This window comes from Pandoraea sp. 64-18, assembly GCF_001899225.1.
Taxonomy (GTDB): Bacteria; Pseudomonadota; Gammaproteobacteria; order Burkholderiales; family Burkholderiaceae; genus Pandoraea; species Pandoraea cepalis.
In genome coordinates this window covers 1-16,337 of record NZ_MKVU01000008.1, presented here as the reverse complement: position 1 = coordinate 16,337, position 16,337 = coordinate 1, and the positions used below count along the sequence as shown (strand labels likewise).

15 protein-coding genes are annotated in these 16,337 nt (G+C 65.4%); 4 read left to right on the top strand and 11 right to left on the bottom strand.

The annotated features are described in order from the left end of the window. Window positions 1–7 precede the first annotated feature (7 nt). The 5 genes from BGP02_RS07150 to rpe form a co-directional block, all read right to left on the bottom strand. A complete protein-coding gene (locus tag BGP02_RS07150; protein WP_261939830.1) occupies window positions 8–1,030 on the bottom strand; it encodes an HlyD family secretion protein in 1,023 nt (340 codons plus the stop codon). A gap of 47 nt (window positions 1,031–1,077) precedes the next feature. Continuing rightward, window positions 1,078–2,679: an efflux transporter outer membrane subunit gene (locus BGP02_RS07145; protein ID WP_268566956.1), complete on the bottom strand. Its 1,602-nt coding sequence runs from the start codon at window positions 2,677–2,679 to the stop codon at window positions 1,078–1,080. Window positions 2,680–2,926: 247 nt separating this feature from the next. Beyond that, window positions 2,927–4,432 (bottom strand): anthranilate synthase component I, encoded by a 1,506-nt coding sequence (trpE, locus tag BGP02_RS07140; RefSeq protein ID WP_017233182.1) that lies wholly within the window; start codon window positions 4,430–4,432, stop codon window positions 2,927–2,929. Between the two features lie 385 nt (window positions 4,433–4,817). Next, complete coding sequence (locus BGP02_RS07135; protein WP_150563384.1) at window positions 4,818–5,534, bottom strand: phosphoglycolate phosphatase; 717 nt, start codon at window positions 5,532–5,534, stop codon at window positions 4,818–4,820. Then, on the bottom strand, window positions 5,531–6,211 hold the full coding sequence (gene rpe, locus BGP02_RS07130; RefSeq protein WP_017233185.1) for a ribulose-phosphate 3-epimerase: 681 nt from the start codon (window positions 6,209–6,211) through the stop codon (window positions 5,531–5,533). Before rpe ends, BGP02_RS07135 begins: the two co-directional genes overlap by 4 nt. 202 nt (window positions 6,212–6,413) lie before the next feature. Here rpe and apaG point away from each other — a divergent pair, with 202 nt between their 5' ends. After that, window positions 6,414–6,788, top strand: a complete 375-nt coding sequence (gene apaG, locus BGP02_RS07125; RefSeq protein ID WP_017233186.1) for a Co2+/Mg2+ efflux facilitator ApaG/CorD — start codon at window positions 6,414–6,416, stop codon at window positions 6,786–6,788. Between the two features lie 27 nt (window positions 6,789–6,815). On the opposite strand, the gene BGP02_RS07120 is transcribed toward apaG, so the two are convergent. Continuing rightward, complete coding sequence (locus BGP02_RS07120) at window positions 6,816–7,067, bottom strand: hypothetical protein (protein WP_017233187.1); 252 nt, start codon at window positions 7,065–7,067, stop codon at window positions 6,816–6,818. Between BGP02_RS07120 and mltA the strand changes: the two genes are divergently transcribed. Continuing rightward, the gene (gene mltA / locus BGP02_RS07115; RefSeq protein ID WP_017233188.1) at window positions 7,066–8,208 is read left to right on the top strand and encodes a murein transglycosylase A; all 1,143 of its coding nucleotides are present in this window, start codon (window positions 7,066–7,068) and stop codon (window positions 8,206–8,208) included. The two genes, BGP02_RS07120 and mltA, sit on opposite strands and share 2 nt — an antisense overlap. Before the next feature lie 74 nt (window positions 8,209–8,282). Here mltA and paaK read toward each other — a convergent pair whose 3' ends face one another. The 5 genes from paaK to paaN all read right to left on the bottom strand — a co-directional run bounded on the left by paaK (window position 8,283) and on the right by paaN (window position 14,005). Then, window positions 8,283–9,578, bottom strand: coding sequence for a phenylacetate--CoA ligase PaaK (gene paaK, locus BGP02_RS07110; RefSeq protein WP_017233189.1), 1,296 nt, complete (start codon window positions 9,576–9,578; stop codon window positions 8,283–8,285). Between the two features lie 93 nt (window positions 9,579–9,671). Beyond that, window positions 9,672–10,130 (bottom strand): hydroxyphenylacetyl-CoA thioesterase PaaI, encoded by a 459-nt coding sequence (gene paaI, locus BGP02_RS07105; RefSeq protein ID WP_174975133.1) that lies wholly within the window; start codon window positions 10,128–10,130, stop codon window positions 9,672–9,674. Window positions 10,131–10,162: 32 nt separating this feature from the next. After that, window positions 10,163–10,945: a 2-(1,2-epoxy-1,2-dihydrophenyl)acetyl-CoA isomerase PaaG gene (gene paaG / locus BGP02_RS07100; RefSeq protein ID WP_017233191.1), complete on the bottom strand. Its 783-nt coding sequence runs from the start codon at window positions 10,943–10,945 to the stop codon at window positions 10,163–10,165. A gap of 53 nt (window positions 10,946–10,998) precedes the next feature. Beyond that, window positions 10,999–12,201 carry a 3-oxoadipyl-CoA thiolase gene (gene pcaF, locus BGP02_RS07095; protein WP_017233192.1) on the bottom strand — a complete coding sequence of 401 codons (1,203 nt, stop codon included), beginning with the start codon at window positions 12,199–12,201 and terminating at the stop codon, window positions 10,999–11,001. Window positions 12,202–12,310: 109 nt separating this feature from the next. Next, window positions 12,311–14,005, bottom strand: a complete 1,695-nt coding sequence (gene paaN / locus BGP02_RS07090; RefSeq protein ID WP_286798270.1) for a phenylacetic acid degradation protein PaaN — start codon at window positions 14,003–14,005, stop codon at window positions 12,311–12,313. Between the two features lie 532 nt (window positions 14,006–14,537). Between paaN and BGP02_RS07085 the strand changes: the two genes are divergently transcribed. Together BGP02_RS07085 and BGP02_RS07080 are read left to right on the top strand one after the other, a co-directional pair. After that, window positions 14,538–15,314, top strand: coding sequence for an enoyl-CoA hydratase (locus BGP02_RS07085; RefSeq protein WP_017233195.1), 777 nt, complete (start codon window positions 14,538–14,540; stop codon window positions 15,312–15,314). 84 nt (window positions 15,315–15,398) lie between these two features. Then, entirely contained in the window at window positions 15,399–16,202 is an 804-nt protein-coding gene (locus BGP02_RS07080; protein WP_017233196.1) for a basic amino acid ABC transporter substrate-binding protein, read from the top strand. The last annotated feature ends 135 nt before the right edge of the window (window positions 16,203–16,337 follow it).

Below are 16,337 nucleotides of genomic sequence, written 5' to 3'. Positions count from 1 at the left end.
GCGCGGCTCACTGCGGCAGCTTCGTTTGCAATTGGGGCGGCCACGGCACCTGACGGTCGGTCTTCACCCAAGCGACGCCGGGCAGGCCCGTCTTCACGAGCGTCAGATGCTGTTGCAGCAATTCGGGCGCAATCTGCGCGCGCACGCGGAACATCAGCTTCTGGCGCTCGCTCTCGGTCTCGACGGTCTTCGGCGTGAACTGCGCCGTGCTCGAGACGAAGGAGAGGGTCGCGGGAATGACGTACTGGGGCGCTGCGTCGAGCACGATGCGAACGTCGGCGCCCATGGCGAGACGGCCAGCCACCGTTTCCGGCAGGAAGAACGTCATGTATACATCCGACAGGTCGACGAGGTTGAGCACCTTGCCGCCCGCCGCCAGCACTTCGCCGGGTTGCGCTACGCGAAATTGCACGCGGCCGTCGCGCGGCGCCTTGAGTTCGCTGTCGGCAATGTCGGCTTCGATACGGTGGATGGTGGCCTGCGCGGCTTCGACTGTCGATCTCGCGCCAGTCACCTGGGCGTTGGCCGCCTCCACCGCCGATTGCGCGGCGGCGACCTGCGCGCGCGCCGCGGTGACGGCGGCGCGCGTGCTGCGAACGCGCGCACGATCGTCGTCCAACTCCTGCACCGACGACGCCCCTTCTTTCGACAGGGTCTCCGAGCGCGACAGACGCCGCGCGGCGGCGTCGAGTTCGGCCTCGCGTGCCGCCACGTTCGCCTCGGCCGTCGCCTTGTCCGACACGCGCGCGGCGGCCTGTGCCTGAATCGCCGCCACGTTGGTCACAGCCTGTCGATACTGGGCACTGGCCTCGTCGCGCTGCGCGTTGAGCGTGTCGATCTGCATCTTGGCAAGCACCTGACCCGCTTTCACGAAATCGCCTTCCCGAACGTAGATGGCTTCGACGCGCCCGCCGAGTTTGGTGGCGATGTCGACTTCGGTGGCTTCGATACGGCCGTTGCCGCTGGCAAACCCTTCTCCCGGCCCGGCATTTCGGAAGGTCGTCCATCCGTACCAACCCAGACCGATCATGGCGAGCACGATCAGGGCGGGAACCAGTGTCTTGGCGTTGGGGAGCGTCATTGGGGGCTGACCTCGGGCATTGAGTGAGCGGCCGGCGCGGTGTACGCCGGACTCGCTGGGCCGGCTGGGCCGGCAGGCGGCGGCACGGCGAGCCGCGGCGTGCGAGCGAACGGTCCGCCCGGCGCATCCGCAGCGGGCATGCGCCGGCTGCCGCCCCCGAGCGCCGTATAGAGCGACACCCGTGCGGAGAGCAGCGCGCGGCGTGTCTGCACGGTCTGTTGCTCGATGGCGAGGAGGTCGCGTTGGGCGTCGAGCACTTCGAGAAACGCGGCCGCACCGTGGTCGTAGCGCAGCTTGGCGAGCCGTGCGCGCTCGGCCTGGGCGTCCTGCGTGGCTTGCAGGATCGTGACCTGATCGGCCAACCAGCGGCGCGCACTCAGGGCGTCGGCGACATCGCGAAATGCGCCCTGGATCGTCTTCTCGTAATTCGCGACCGACTCCACGCGCCGCGCTTCGGCGAGATCGAGATTGTTGACGAGGCGTCCGCCCTGGAAGATCGGCAGACTGAGGCTGGGCGTGAACGTCCATGCGGCGCTGCCGGCCTTGAACAGGCCATCGAGCGCGCTGCTCGCCGTGCCCACCGAGCCGGTGAGCGTGATCTGCGGGAAGAAGGCCGCGCGCGCCGCGCCGATGTTGGCGTGTGCCGCGCGCAACTGATATTCGGCCGCGATGATGTCGGGCCGGTCCTCCAACAACGATGACGGCAGGCCGGGGTCGAGTTCGCGCATCAGACGGGCATCGTCGAGCGTGGTGTCGATGGCCGGCGCTGACGTGTCGATCGGCACGCCCACGAGCACCTGCAGCGCGTGCGCCTGTGCGGCCCGCTGCAGCTGAAGTTGGGCGACGAGCGCGCGGGCCTGCTGCCAGAGGGTCGTGACTTCGGTGAGATCGAGCTTCGAGGTCGCACCGACCTGTTCGCGGCGCGTGAAGATGCGCAGCGACTCGGCACGGCTGTCGACCGTCTGCTGCGCCAAGGCGATGCGCTCGTCGAATTCGCGCAGGCTCAGCCACGTTTGCGCGACCTGCGAGATCAGGCTGAGCGCCAGCGCGCGTCGAGCCGCGTCGGACGCCAGGTAGTCGTCGAGCGCGGCATCCTTCAGATTGCGGATCCGCCCCCAGAAGTCCAGCTCCCACGTCGACAGGCCGAGGCCGACCTGATATTGGCTGCTGATATAGGGGTTGCCGGTGAGACTGAGATCGCCGGGCAGACGTTGACGTGTCTGGTTGCCGCCCACGCCGAGCGACGGCAGTTGATCGGCGCGTTGAATCCCGTACACCGCTCGCGCTTGTTCGACCCGGGCGAGCGCGACGCGCAGATCGCGATTGTTGGCCAGGGCGGTTTCGATGAGCACGCGCAGCCGGGGATCGGCGAAATACTCGCGCCAGTCGAGCCCGGACGCCGGCCGCGCGGCCGCCGTGGCCGGCGACGTGGTGGCATCTTGGGGCCACACGTCGGCGACCGGCGGTGCCGGGCGTTCGTAGCGGGGCGCTAGCGAAAGACAGCCGCCAAGCAGGGTCGTGACGAGCGCGGCAATCACGGGCGTCGCGGCGGTGTTCGCGACGCCCGGACGCCTGGGTGAATTGCAGGGTTTCGCCATAGAAGTCCCAACCTCCCGACGGACACTCCACTATAGCGCGGCGACGCCGCAGGGCGTATGCGGGAGGGGGTGAAAATGGCGAACGCTTGTGCTAAATCAACAAGGGCTCCGAGTCGAGGTTCGATTCGGAGCCCTGCTTATTCCGCTATTGCACCCGGCCGATATTACCGAGGCCGCTGCGTCTCGAACGGGCACAGGCGTGACATCGGTGCGGCGGCGCGGCGCCTGGAAGGCTGCGCCGCACGGATCAGTATTCGGCGTCGAGGCCGTCCTGCACCTGCTCGGCCGCCCGCAGCACGGCGCGCGCCTTGTTTTCCGTCTCTTGCCATTCGGATTCGGGCACCGAATCGGCCACGATGCCGGCCGCGGCCTGCACATAGAGATTGCCGTCCTTGACGACACCGGTGCGGATTGCGATGGCGACATCCATTTCGCCGCCGAACGAGAGGTATCCCACGGCGCCGCCGTAAAGGCCGCGCTTGACGGGCTCGAGTTCGTCGATCAGTTCCATCGCGCGAACCTTCGGCGCGCCGGTGAGCGTGCCGGCCGGGAACGTCGCGCGCAGTACGTCGATATTCGACAGCCCCGGTTGCAGCCGGCCTTCCACCGAACTCACGATGTGCTGCACGTGCGAGTATTTCTCGATCACCATCTTGTCGGTGACTTCGACGGTGCCGGTTTGGGCGATGCGGCCGACATCATTGCGCGCCAGATCGATGAGCATGACGTGCTCGGCGATTTCCTTCGGATCTCCAAGCAATTCGGTGGCCAGTTCGGCGTCGCGCTCGGGCGTGGCGCCGCGCGGACGCGTGCCGGCAAGCGGGCGAATCGTCACGATTTCCTGCTCGCCGTCGGGCGTTTGCCGACGCTCCTGTCGCACGAGGATCTCGGGCGATGCGCCGACCACCTGGAAGTCGCCGAAGTTATAGAAGTACATGTACGGCGACGGATTGAGCGAGCGCAGGGCACGGTAAAGCGAGAGCGGGGCATCGCGATACGGCTTGATGAGACGTTGGCCCACTTGCACCTGCATCAGCTCGCCGGCGGCGATGGCGTCCTTGGCCTTGGCCACGGCTGCGAGGTAGTCCGGCTTGGCGAATTCGCGGAAAGTTTCGGTGCGCACGCTGCCGGACGTGACCGGCGCGTCGACCGGCGCCTTCAAACGAGTGCGCAGCTCGCGCAGACGCAGGCGAGCCTTCGAAAACGCTTCGGGCTGGGTCGGGTCCGCATAGATGATGAGGTAGAGCTTGCCGGTCAGATTGTCGATCACGGCGAGTTCTTCGGTGAGCAACAACTGGATGTCGGGCAGGTTCAGGTCGTCGTGCGGGGTGGTGTGCGCCAGTTTCTTCTCGATGTAGCGCACGGCGTCGTAGCCGAAGTAGCCCGCGAGACCGCCGCAAAAGCGCGGCATGCCCGGGCGCAGGGCCACCTTGAAGCGTGCCTGGAACTCGGTGATGAACGCCAGCGGGTCGCCGTCGTGCGTCTCGACGACGACGCCGTCGCGCACGACTTCGGTCTTCGGGCCGAAGCTGCGCAGCAGCGTGTGGGCCGACAGGCCGATGAACGAGTAGCGGCCGAAGCGCTCGCCGCCGACCACCGATTCGAGCAGGAAGGTGTTCGCGCCGCGCCGGTCGCCCAGCGCGAGCTTCAAATACAGCGAGAGCGGCGTGTCGAGATCGGCCAGCGCCTCGGCGATCAGCGGAATGCGGTTAAAGCCTTGGTTGGCCAGCGATTTGAATTCGAGTTCGGTCATTTTGCACTCTGCCTGCAAGTTTGCCGGCGGGCGTTCCCGCAAATTCGGCGTGGATTGGCGTTGAGAATACCTGAGTCGTGTCGGGGTGGGGGTGCTGACCCACGTCGAGCTTCGTGAACGCGCGCGCACCGGCAATGCGATGGCGCTTGCCGCGGCTCGGCGAACCCGCGCACTGTGCGAGACAGCGCGCCGAGGTATGACGTCTTGGGAACAACAACGATGCAAGAAACGGGTTGCCGAAGACGAACTTCAGCGGTCCCGGCCACCCCTTGGAAGGGTTCAGCAGGACCAGCGTCGCCAGGGCCAGGCCCCCCGGTCGATCACGCTCAGACTCCGTTTCTTGTTCAGGAACATGCGCTTGAATGCAGTGTGGAAGATGGCGAACTCAGCTCGCCAGTGCGGGCGCAGCCTTGGGCAAAATCGCCCGGGCGGCGCCCAGAATGGAGCCGACTATACCATCCGTGTCGATCGTTTGTACAGATTCGCCATGGTTGTAGCCATATGGCACGGTCAACGACCGGCAGCCGGCCGCGCGGGCCGCCTGGGCGTCGTTGCCCGAGTCCCCGACCAGCACGGCTTGCGCCGGCGACACGCCGAAGACTTCGCACGCCTTGACGAGCGGCATCGGGTCCGGCTTGCGCCTGGGCCACGAGTCGCCGCCATACACCAGGTCGAACTGATCGGTCAGGTCGTAATGCGCGAGCAACGCGACCGCGAAGCGATGCTGCTTGTTGGTGATGCAGGCCACGGGCAGACCGGCGGCGCGCAAGGCGGCCAGTCCTTCGCGCACTTCGGGATAAAGCGTCGTGTGCGCGCCGTTGATCGACGTGTAGACGGCTTCGTACTTGTCCTGTGCCCGTTCGAACAGGCCGTCGATCTCCGCGTCGGCGAAACGCTCGGCGAGGGTCTTGCGGATGAGATTGGCGGTGCCCTTGCCGACAAACGTCATCAGGCGCTCGGTCGGCACCGGTGCTACGCCCAGATCGGCCAGCATGGCGTTCAGCGCCATGCCGAAGTCGCCCGCCGTGTCGACGAGCGTGCCGTCGAGGTCGATCAGCACCGCGCGAATGCCGTCCAGCTGGAGGTCTTGGGTATCGGTCATGCCACGCTCGCCAGTTGGGCGCGCATCTGGTCGATGACCGCCTTGTAGTCGGGTTTGCCGAAGATGGCGGAGCCGGCGACGAACGTGTCCGCCCCGGCGGCCGCGATCTCGGCGATGTTCTCGACCTTCACGCCGCCGTCGATTTCCAGACGAATCTCGTGACCGGTCTCGGCCGTGTAGGCGTCGATGCGGGCACGCACGGCGCGCAGTTTGTTGAGCGCTTCGGGAATGAACGATTGGCCGCCGAAGCCGGGGTTCACCGACATGATGAGCACCATATCGAGACGATCCATCACGTGGTCGAGGTAATGCAGCGGCGTACCCGGGTTGAACACGAGACCCGCTTTGCAACCGTGGTCGCGAATCAGGGAGAGCGTGCGGTCGACATGTTCCGACGCTTCCGGGTGGAACGTGATCAGGTTCGCGCCGGCCTTGGCGAAATCGGGCACGATGCGATCGACTGGGCGTACCATCAGATGCACGTCGATCGGCACGTCCACGTGCGGGCGGATCGCCTCGCAAACCATCGGGCCGATGGTCAGGTTGGGAACGTAATGGTTGTCCATCACGTCGAAGTGAATCCAGTCGGCGCCTGCCGCCACGACGTTGCGGACTTCTTCGCCCAGCCGGGCAAAGTCGGCGGACAGGATGCTGGGGGCGATACAGAATTGCGTCATGGCGGGCGGGGGAAGGGCGTCAAAAGCGACATTTTAAAGCTTTCGCATGATGCCTGCCGGCCGTGGGCCGAACCGGCGGGCGCCGATACCCTTCGAATCGGTCGCCGACTGGCGTGTTTGCCGGTTGCGACCCGCGACGACTTGCCGCAGAATGCGTTGCAAAACGCCACCAGAGAGCCCGCATGCGCTACAGGAACACCCGATGAGCCAGTATGAATTTACCGTCACAGTGCGCCCGCAATACCTCCCGGAGCAATCGGAACCGGATCGCCGGCAATTCGCCTTTGCCTACACGATCACGATTCGCAACAGTGGGGAAGTGCCGGCACAACTGATCTCGCGCCATTGGGTGATTACCGACGGCGATAACCATGTGCAGGAAGTCAACGGCCTGGGCGTGATCGGGCATCAACCGTTCCTGCAGCCCGGTGAGCAGTTCGAATATACGAGCTGGGCGATGGTCGCCACGCCGATCGGCACCATGCGCGGCGAGTACTTTTGCGTGGCCGAGGATGGCACGCGTTTCGACGTTCCCATCGCCGAATTCGCGCTGACCATGCCGCGCACGTTGCACTGAGCCGGGCATGCGCGCATCGTTCGGACGTCAGCGGCGGTCGTCGGACCAGTCTTCGCGTTTGAGCGGATCGTCGGCCGCGCCGGCGGCCGCGTCCCGATCGCGCGAATCCACCGGGTCGACGGTATCGCTCGGCATCGGCCGGATCGCCCGCATCGGGCGAACCCTGCGTTGGGGCGACGGCTTGCGACGCATCACCACAATCGCGGCGACGATCGCGATCGCCAGCAACACCTCCGGCAAGACCAGCAAGGCCGGATATTCATCGAACAGATTACCCATGACGCTCTTCCTGACGAAGTTCGGGCGGTGGCGCGCCGGCCGGGGCCTGGCGTTCGCCGCGTTTGCCGCATTGCTCTACGGTTGTTCGAGTGTGCCTCCGACGAGCACGTCTCGTCCAGGTACGCCACCGTCGACCGTGGCCACGCCGCCCTCGGGCGCGGGCCGCATGCAGCCCGTGTCGTGGTCGCAGGTCGACGGGTGGCAGGACGACTCGCTCATCGGCGCGCGCCTCGCGCTCGCCCAGAGCTGCGTGAAGCTCGGCCGTCAAACCAACTGGCAACCTGCGTGCCGCGCGTCCGAGCGTATCGACGATCTGGATCCGGCTGCGGTTCGGCAGTTCTTCGAACAATACTTTACGCCGTTTCGCATCGCGAACGCCGACGGCACGCAGACGGGCCTGATCACGGGCTACTACGAGCCGTTGCTGCACGGCTCGCGCGTGCGTGGCGGCGTGTATCAGACACCGCTTTACAAATGGCCCACCGGGCGTCGCGCCGGATCGCTGCCCGCGCGCGCCGAACTCATGCGCAGCGGCATTCTGCGCGGCCACGAGCTGGTGTACGTGGACGATCCGGTCGAGGCCTTCTTCCTGCAGGTGCAGGGCTCGGGGCAGGTATTGCTCGACGATGGCACGATCATGCGCGTGGGCTACGCGGGCAACAACGACCAACCATACAAGTCGATCGGACGCTGGCTGATCGATCATGGCGAGATCACGCCCGCGCAGGCGACGATGCAGGGGATTCGCGCGTGGGCGCGTGCCAATCCGTCGCGCGTCGATGCCTTGCTCGATGTGAACCCGCGTTTCGTCTTTTTCCGCGAGATGCCGAATCACGGCGTGGGCGGTATCGAGGGGCCGGTGGGCGCCTTGGGCGTGCCGCTCACGGCGGAGCGATCGATCGCCGTGGATCCGGCCTCGATCCCACTTGGCAGCCCGGTGTTCCTCGCGACCACGCGCCCGCCGTTCGGTGCCCAGGCGAATACCCCGATCAACCGGTTGATGTTCGCGCAGGACACCGGCAGCGCCATCAAGGGCGGCGTGCGCGCCGATTTCTTCTGGGGGCTGGGCGACGACGCCGGCGATCTGGCCGGGCGGATGCGCCAGAGCGGCCGTATGTGGGTGTTCCTGCCCAATCAGTGAGCGTCGAGCGTCAACGAAAAAGCCCGCGAATCGATCACGGGCTTTTTTTCATCGTGACGGACCACGGCCGGCGCTTATCGCACCCGCTTATCCAAAACGCGGCGTGCCTTGCCCACCGAGCGCTCGATGCCGCCGACCGGCTTCACGCGCACCGCGCACGACACGCCGATGAGCGTCTTGATGTCGCGCTTGAGTTCGCCGCCCGCCGATTGCAGCGCCGTGTCGTCGTGGCAGCCGACGGCTGCCTCGACTTCAACGGCCATCGTGTCCATCGGGCCTTCCTTGTCCAGGATGATCTGATAGTGCGGTGAGAGCAACGGCTGGCGCAGCAGCAGTTCCTCGATCTGCGACGGGAAGACGTTCACGCCGCGAATGATCATCATGTCGTCGGAGCGGCCGGTGATCTTCTCCATGCGGCGCATCGTGCGCGCCGTGCCCGGCAGCAGGCGCGTGAGATCGCGCGTGCGGTAGCGGATGATCGGCAGCGCTTCCTTCGTGAGCGAGGTGAACACCAGTTCGCCGAACTCGCCGTCGGGCAGCACTTCTCCGGTCACCGGATCGATGATCTCGGGGTAGAAGTGATCTTCCCAGATCGTCGGGCCGTCCTTGGTCTCGGCACATTCGCTGGCGACTCCGGGGCCCATCACTTCCGACAGACCGTAGATGTCGACCGCGTCGATGCCCATGCGCTTCTCGATGGCCGAGCGCATGTCGTTCGTCCACGGCTCGGCGCCGAAGATGCCGATGCGCAGCGACGATTCCGCCGCCACCAAGCCTTGACGCTCGAGTTCGTCGGCGATCGCGAGCATGTAGCTCGGCGTGACCATGATGATGTCGGGCTTGAAATCCTGAATCAGTTGCACCTGCTTCTCGGTCTGGCCGCCGCCGAACGGGATCACGGTCAACCCGGCACGCTCGGCGCCGTAGTGCGCGCCGAGACCGCCCGTGAACAGGCCGTAGCCGTAGCTGACGTGCACCTTGTCACCGCGACGCGCGCCGGCGGCACGGATCGAGCGCGCCACCAGATCGGCCCACGTGCTGATGTCGTTGGCCGTGTAGCCCACGACCGTCGGCTTGCCGGTGGTGCCCGACGACGCATGCACGCGCGAGACCTGCTCCATCGGTACGGCGAACATGCCGAACGGATAGCTGTCGCGCAGATCCTGCTTCGTCGTGAACGGGAACTTGGCCAGATCGGCCAGCGAGGTCAGATCGTCCGGGTGGACGCCGGCCTCATCGAACTTGCGGCGATACACCGGCGAATTCTCATAGGCATGCCGCAACGTCGTCTTCAGACGGTCGAGCTGAAGGGCGCGCAGTTCGTCGAGGCTCGCTTTCTCGATCGGCTCGAGCGGCAAGGCGGTGGTCATGACTGTCTCCTTGGGACTGGCTACTTACTAATACTCACTGATACGTGTGTGACTCGCGAACCCGTGCCTGGATGCGCGTGCTGCGGGGCCGTGTCAGACGACGCTGCCCTTGATCTGCGCGGACTTGCCGCGGAACATCGCGACGGCTTCGCCGGCCGAGTTCGTCAAGCGAATGTCGTAGATCCCGTGACGCCCCGAGAGCACCTGCTCCTGTGCCTCGGCCGTGAGCGTGTCGCCCCCCGAGACCGGCTTCAGGAACTCGATGCTGCACCCGGCGGCGACCGTGTTGATGTTGTAGCTGTTGCACGCGAAGGCAAAGGTCGAGTCGGCCAGCGTGAACATCAAGCCGCCGTGGCAGATGGCGTGGCCGTTGAGAAATTCGTCGCGAATACGCATCGTCATGCGCGCATAGCCCGGGCGAACTTCCTGCAACTCCATGCCGAGCCACTGGCTCGCGCGGTCGCTGCGGTACATCGATTCGCCCGTGGCGCGGGCGAGTTCTTCCGGTGTCATCTCACTGGTTGCCTTGGGGGCGGGGGAGGTCAGGCTCATCGTGTCTCTCGTGTTGTTATGGTGTCGGTCGATCAGCGGCCTTCGAACTTCGGCGCGCGCTTCTCCAGAAACGCGTTCACGCCTTCGGCATAGTCGTACGAGGCGCCGAGTGCGCGCTGTCCGTCGCGTTCGAGATCGAGTTGCTGGTCGAGCGTGTTGGTGGCCGAGGCATACAACGCTTCCTTGATCGTGGCGAGCGCCTTCGTGGGTTGCAACGCCAATTGCGCGGCGAGTTTCTGTGCTTCGGGCAGGAGCGCGTCATCGTCGACGCAGCGCCAGATCAGGCCCCACTGCTCGGCTTGTTCGGCCGAGAGCTTGTCGCCGAGCATCGCCAGTCCCATCGCGCGCGCCATGCCGACACGTTGCGGCAGGAACCACGTGCCGCCGGTGTCGGGCAGCAGACCGATCTTCACGAACGCCTGCAGGAAGTTGACCGACGCCCCCGCAAGCACAATGTCGCAGGCAAGCGCCAGATTCGCGCCCGCGCCCGCCGCGATGCCGTTCACTGCGGCAATCACCGGCAGCGGCATCGCGCGCAGCTTGCGCACGAGCGGGTTGAAGTTTTCGTCGATCAGCGCCCCGAGATCGGTCGAGGCCCCCGGCGTGAAGTCCAGATCCGCCAGATCCTGCCCGGCGCAGAAGCCGCGGCCGGCACCGGTCAGCACAATGGCGCGCGCGCCTTGTGCCTGGGCGGTATCGAGGGCATCGCGCAACGCCGCGTGCATCTCCCGCGTGAAGCTGTTGAGCTTCTCGGGGCGGTTGAGCGTGATCGTCGCGACGTTGGCTTGCAGCGTCAGTTGAACCGTGGCGGTCATCGGTGTCTTCCTCGGGGTGTCGTGATATCGAATGAGCGGAACAGGGCTGGCGATCAGAGGCGCTCGATGGCGATCGCGATGCCCTGGCCCACGCCGATACACATCGTGCACAGCGCGTAGCGTCCGCCGGTTCGGTGCAACTGATACATCGCCGTGGTGACCAAACGCGCACCCGAGGCACCCAGCGGGTGGCCCAGCGCAATCGCCCCGCCGTTCGGGTTCACGCGGGCGTCGTCGTCGGCAACGCCGAGCTGACGCAACACCGCCAGACCCTGGCTCGCGAAGGCTTCGTTCAGTTCGATCACATCGAACTGATCCAGCGTCATGTTCAATTGGCGCAGCAGCTTGAGCGTGGCCGGGGCCGGGCCAATGCCCATGATGCGGGGGGGCACGCCGGCGGTCGCCATGCCGAGCACGCGCGCGCGGGGCGTGAGGCCGTGCAGCTTGGCGGCGCTCTCGCTCGCGAGCAACAGCGCGCATGCGCCGTCGTTCACGCCGGAGGCATTGCCCGCGGTCACGGTGCCGTCCGCACGGACCACGCCCTTGAGCTTGGCCAGCGCTTCGAGGCTCGTGGCGCGCGGATGCTCGTCACGGTCGACGACGATCGGATCGCCCTTCTTTTGCGCGATCGAGACCGGTGTGATTTCCTGCGCGAGCGTGCCGTCGGCCTGCGCGCGCGCCGCCTTCTCCTGGCTGCGCACGGCGAAGCGGTCCTGATCTTCGCGGCCGATCTTGAAGTCGTCGGCGACGTTTTCGGCCGTCTCCGGCATCGAATCCACGCCGTACTGCGCCTTCATCAGCGGGTTGATGAAACGCCAGCCGATGGTCGTGTCGAAGATGGCGGCCTGGCGCGAAAACGCACTGTCGGCCTTGCCCATTACAAATGGCGCGCGGGTCATCGATTCGACGCCGCCGGCGATCATCAGTCCGGCTTCGCCCGCCTTGATGGCGCGTGCGGCCGTGCCGATGGCGTCCATGCCCGAGCCGCACAGGCGGTTGAGCGTGGCGCCCGGCACGTCGATCGGCAACTCGGCGAGCAGCGATGCCATGCGGGCCACGTTACGGTTGTCTTCGCCGGCCTGATTGGCGCAACCGTAGATGACATCGTCGATCAGGGTCCAGTCGACGTTCGGGTTGCGCGCCATGAGCGCCTTGAGGGGAACCGCGCCGAGGTTGTCGGCGCGTACGTCCTTCAGGGCACCGCCGTAGCGGCCGATGGGGGTGCGGATCGCGTCGCAGATGAAAGCTTCGGTCATGATCGTTCGTTCCTGTCTTGACTTGGGGCGGGGCTTGCAAGGCGTGTCCGGCGGCGCGCGCAGCGCAAGGCTTCCCGTTCCCTTCTCTATATATAGATGTATCGGAGGCTCAGGCAGCGCCGGCGTCGGACTTGGCCGGCACATGGTGGCGGCTTTGCACGACACGGAAGCGATTCGCGACGAAGGCGGCGTCGGCCAGGCTCGCGTTGGCGGCCGGGTTGCCGCCCGTGCCGTGGTAATCCGAGTAGGCTGCGGATTGGTTCACGAACACGCCGCCCGTCAGGTTGAGCGACAGGGCCACGCGCCCTTCGATGGCGGCGTCGAGCGCCTGGGCCTCGCCCTCGGCGGACGTCGTATACGCCGACAGTGTGAGTGCGCCATGGTCGGCGGCGGTGCGTCCGGCCAGGGCGAACGCCTGGGCGCTGTTGTCCACGGCGATCACAAAGGCGATCGGGCCAAACCATTCGCGCGTGTAGGTGGCGTCGTCGGCCACATCGAGCGCGACGATCAGCGGCGTGCGCACACGGGCGTCGGCGAAGGCCGGGTGCTGGAGCGTCTGGCTGTCGAGCACGACGCGGCCGACCTTGCGGGCGTCGTCGATGCGAGCCAGCACGCCTTCGTTCTGAATCGCGCCGAGCAGCTCAACGGCCTTGGCCGGGTCGCTGCACGTCTTCTGCACGCTGCCCGCGATGGCGGCGACCACTTCCTCGAACGACACCTTGCCGTCGGGCGTCTGGATGCCGTCGCGCGGAATGTAGATGTTCTGGGGCGCGGTGCACATCTGGCCCGAGTACAAGGCCAGCGAGAAGCCAATGTTGCGGGCCATGCCCTTCAGGTCGTCCGTCGAATCGATCACGATCTGGTTCACGCCGGCCTTCTCGGTGTAGACCTGCGCCTGACGCGCGTGGGTCTCCAGCCAGTCGCCGTTGGCGGTGCTGCCCGTGAAGTCGATCACGCGCACTTCACCGCGCGTGGCCAGTTGCTGGACGATGGCGCCGTCGTTCGGGTTGGTGGCTGCGAGCGTCACGACATCCGGATCGAAACCGGCGTCGCGCAGGACCTCACGCGCGATCTTCACCGTGATGGCGAGCGGCAGGATCGCGCCCGGATGCGGCTTGACGATCACGGCGTTGCCGGTGGCCAGGCTGGCGAACAGGCCCGGATAACCGTTCCACGTCGGGAACGTGCAGCAGCCGAGCACCAGCGCCACGCCGCGCGGCACGACCGTATAGCGCTTTTCCATGGCGAGCGGCGGGTTCTTGCCCTGCGGCTTTTCCCAATAGGCGCCCGCCGGGATGCGGCGCAGTTCGTCCCATGCGTAGGCCACGGCTTCGAGGCCGCGGTCTTGCGCGTGCGGGCCGCCGGCCTGGAAGGCCATCATGAACGCTTGGCCCGTCGTGTGCATCACGGCATTGGCGATTTCAAAGCTGCGCGCGTTCAGGCGGTTGAGAATTTCCAGCGATACGCCGACCCAGGCGTCCGGGGTGGCGGCGCGCCATGCCTTGTGGGCGTCGCTCACGCGGGCGAGCAGGGCGTCGATCTCGAAACCGGGATATGTCGTGCGGAGCGCGAAGCCGAACGGGGAGACCTCCTGGCCGACGCTACCCGTGCTGCCGCGCTGTTCCAACGGGAAGGCGGCATTCAGATACTGTTTGAAAGCGGCTTCGCCGTCGGCGGCGGCCGTCTCGCCATAAGCACGCGGGCTCGGCATTTCCGTAAACGGGCTCCAGTAACCACGCGTGGCGATGGCCTGAAGGGCGCGCTCGAGAGTCTCTTGGTGTTTGGCGAAGAGGGGATGAGTCATGGTTGTGGATCTGTCCGTGTCGGGATGCGGCTGGCGGATTCGCTGTCTGCCGACGGGCGGCAAGACGCAGGTGACGGCACCGGGTCGTCGTCGATCACTTTCATCGACATTAATTAACCGACCGGTTGGTTTGTTAATATAGCACCAAATCTTCCGGGCGTGGCACACGATGATGCCGGGTTTTCCCCAACGGCTTTGGTGGCGTCCCGAGAGTTGAGCTTAGGCGGTGGCGATGACGGTGATGAGGCTGTGCCCCGGCTGTCGTGGCGGTGACTCGGCGCGGAGCGCGGGTCGTCTGCTTGGCGGAACGCCAGGTGCATGGCCAGGGGATCGATGGCATCATGCCTAACCACTGCAGTCGACGCCTGGCGGGTCTTGTTACCCCTGCTCGCCGTGTGCGCCGCAGCGCTGTTGCGAACCAACGGTGTGTCCATCGCCTGATGCCTGTTTCCGGTGACTGCCAGGGTATCGATCTCCTGAGTGCGCCGGCCCCCGAAACAAAAGACGAGACTTTGACTGGAGGAAGAAGAGGATGACGTACGAGAATATTCTGGTGGAAACGCGCGGCCGCGTCGGCCTGATCACGCTGAATCGTCCGAAAGCGCTCAACGCGCTGAACGATGCGCTGATGGACGAACTGGGCACCGCGCTCACGGCGTTCGATGCCGACGAAGCCATCGGCTGCATGGTGATTACCGGTAGCGAGAAGGCGTTCGCTGCGGGCGCCGACATCGGCATGATGTCGAAATACACCTTCGCGGATGTATTCAAAGGAGACTACATCACGCGCAACTGGGAAACGGTGCGCCGCATTCGCAAGCCGGTCATCGCGGCCGTGTCGGGTTTCGCGCTCGGCGGCGGCTGTGAACTGGCGATGATGTGCGATTTCATCATCGCTGCCGAGAATGCCAAGTTCGGCCAGCCGGAAATCAAGCTTGGCGTGATCCCGGGCGCCGGCGGCACGCAGCGTCTGACGCGCGCCGTATCGAAAGCCAAGGCCATGGACATGTGCCTGACCGCGCGTTTCATGGACGCCACCGAGGCCGAGCGCGCTGGGCTGGTATCGCGCGTGGTACCGCTCGAGACGCTGCTCGACGAGGCGATCGGCGCGGCCAATACCATTTGCGAATACTCATTGCCGGTCGTGATGGCGGCGAAGGAAGCCGTCAACCGCGCATTCGAGTCAACGCTCGACGAAGGCGTGCAGTTCGAGCGCCGGATGTTCCATTCGCTGTTCGCGCTTGAGGATCAGAAGGAAGGCATGGCCGCGTTTGTCGAGAAGCGCAAACCGGTTTTCAAACATCGCTGATTCTGGCGTGCTGTACCGTGACGACCTCCTGCGGGGAGGTCGTCCTATGATAGGCTGCCGGTTTTTTCAGCAAGGGACAAAACGATGTCGATCAACCGACGCACATTTGCGCTGGCCTTAGTCGTGGCCTCGGGGCTGCTGTTGGGTGCCTGCGGGAAGAAGGAGGAATCGGCGGCGGGCCGGTCGGCGGGAGCGGACGGCGCGCAGACGGTGTACGTCGTCGGCACGGATGCCGCCTACGCGCCATTCGAATTCGAAACCGATACCCGGCAGATTGCCGGCTTCGACATCGATGTGATGAAGGCGGTCGCGGACAAGGCGGGCATCTCCGTGCGTTTCGTCAATACGCCGTTCGAGGGCATCTTCAATTCGTTGGTTCAGGGCGATAGGGACATTCTGATTTCGGCGATCACGATCACCGACGAGCGTCGTAAGCAGATGGATTTCTCGGCGCCTTACTTCGAGGCGTCGCAGTTGATTGCCGTGCCGCTGAACTCGACCGTGCAGAAATTCGACGATCTGAAGTCCCTCAAGGTGGGCGTGCAGACGGCCACCACGGGCGACGAGGTGGTGCAGAAGCTCATGGGCAAGAACAATCCGTCGGTCAAACGCTTTGAAGGCACGCCGCTCGCCATGAAGGAGCTGGAGGCCGGCGGTGTCGACGCGGTGGTGGCGGACAACGGCGTCGTGGTGAACTTTGTTGCCAACAACCCGGATGCCAAGCTGCGTACGGTCTCCGATAGCAGCTTTCCCAAGGAGTATTACGGGATCGCAGTACGCAAGGGGGATGCCGAGTTGCTGGGCAAGATCAACAAGGGGATCGAGGCGATCAAGGCGGACGGGACATATGACGCCATCTTCGCGCGCTACTTCGGCAAGAAGTCCTGAGGTCTGTCATACCAAGGCATTTGCGGGCGCCGTGATCATTTAAAGAAACCCCGTCACGTATCGTGACGGGGTTTTTTCATGGGTTTTCAAATTATTTTCACAAAGGGCTTGCCAGGGTACGGGGTTTTCACTAAT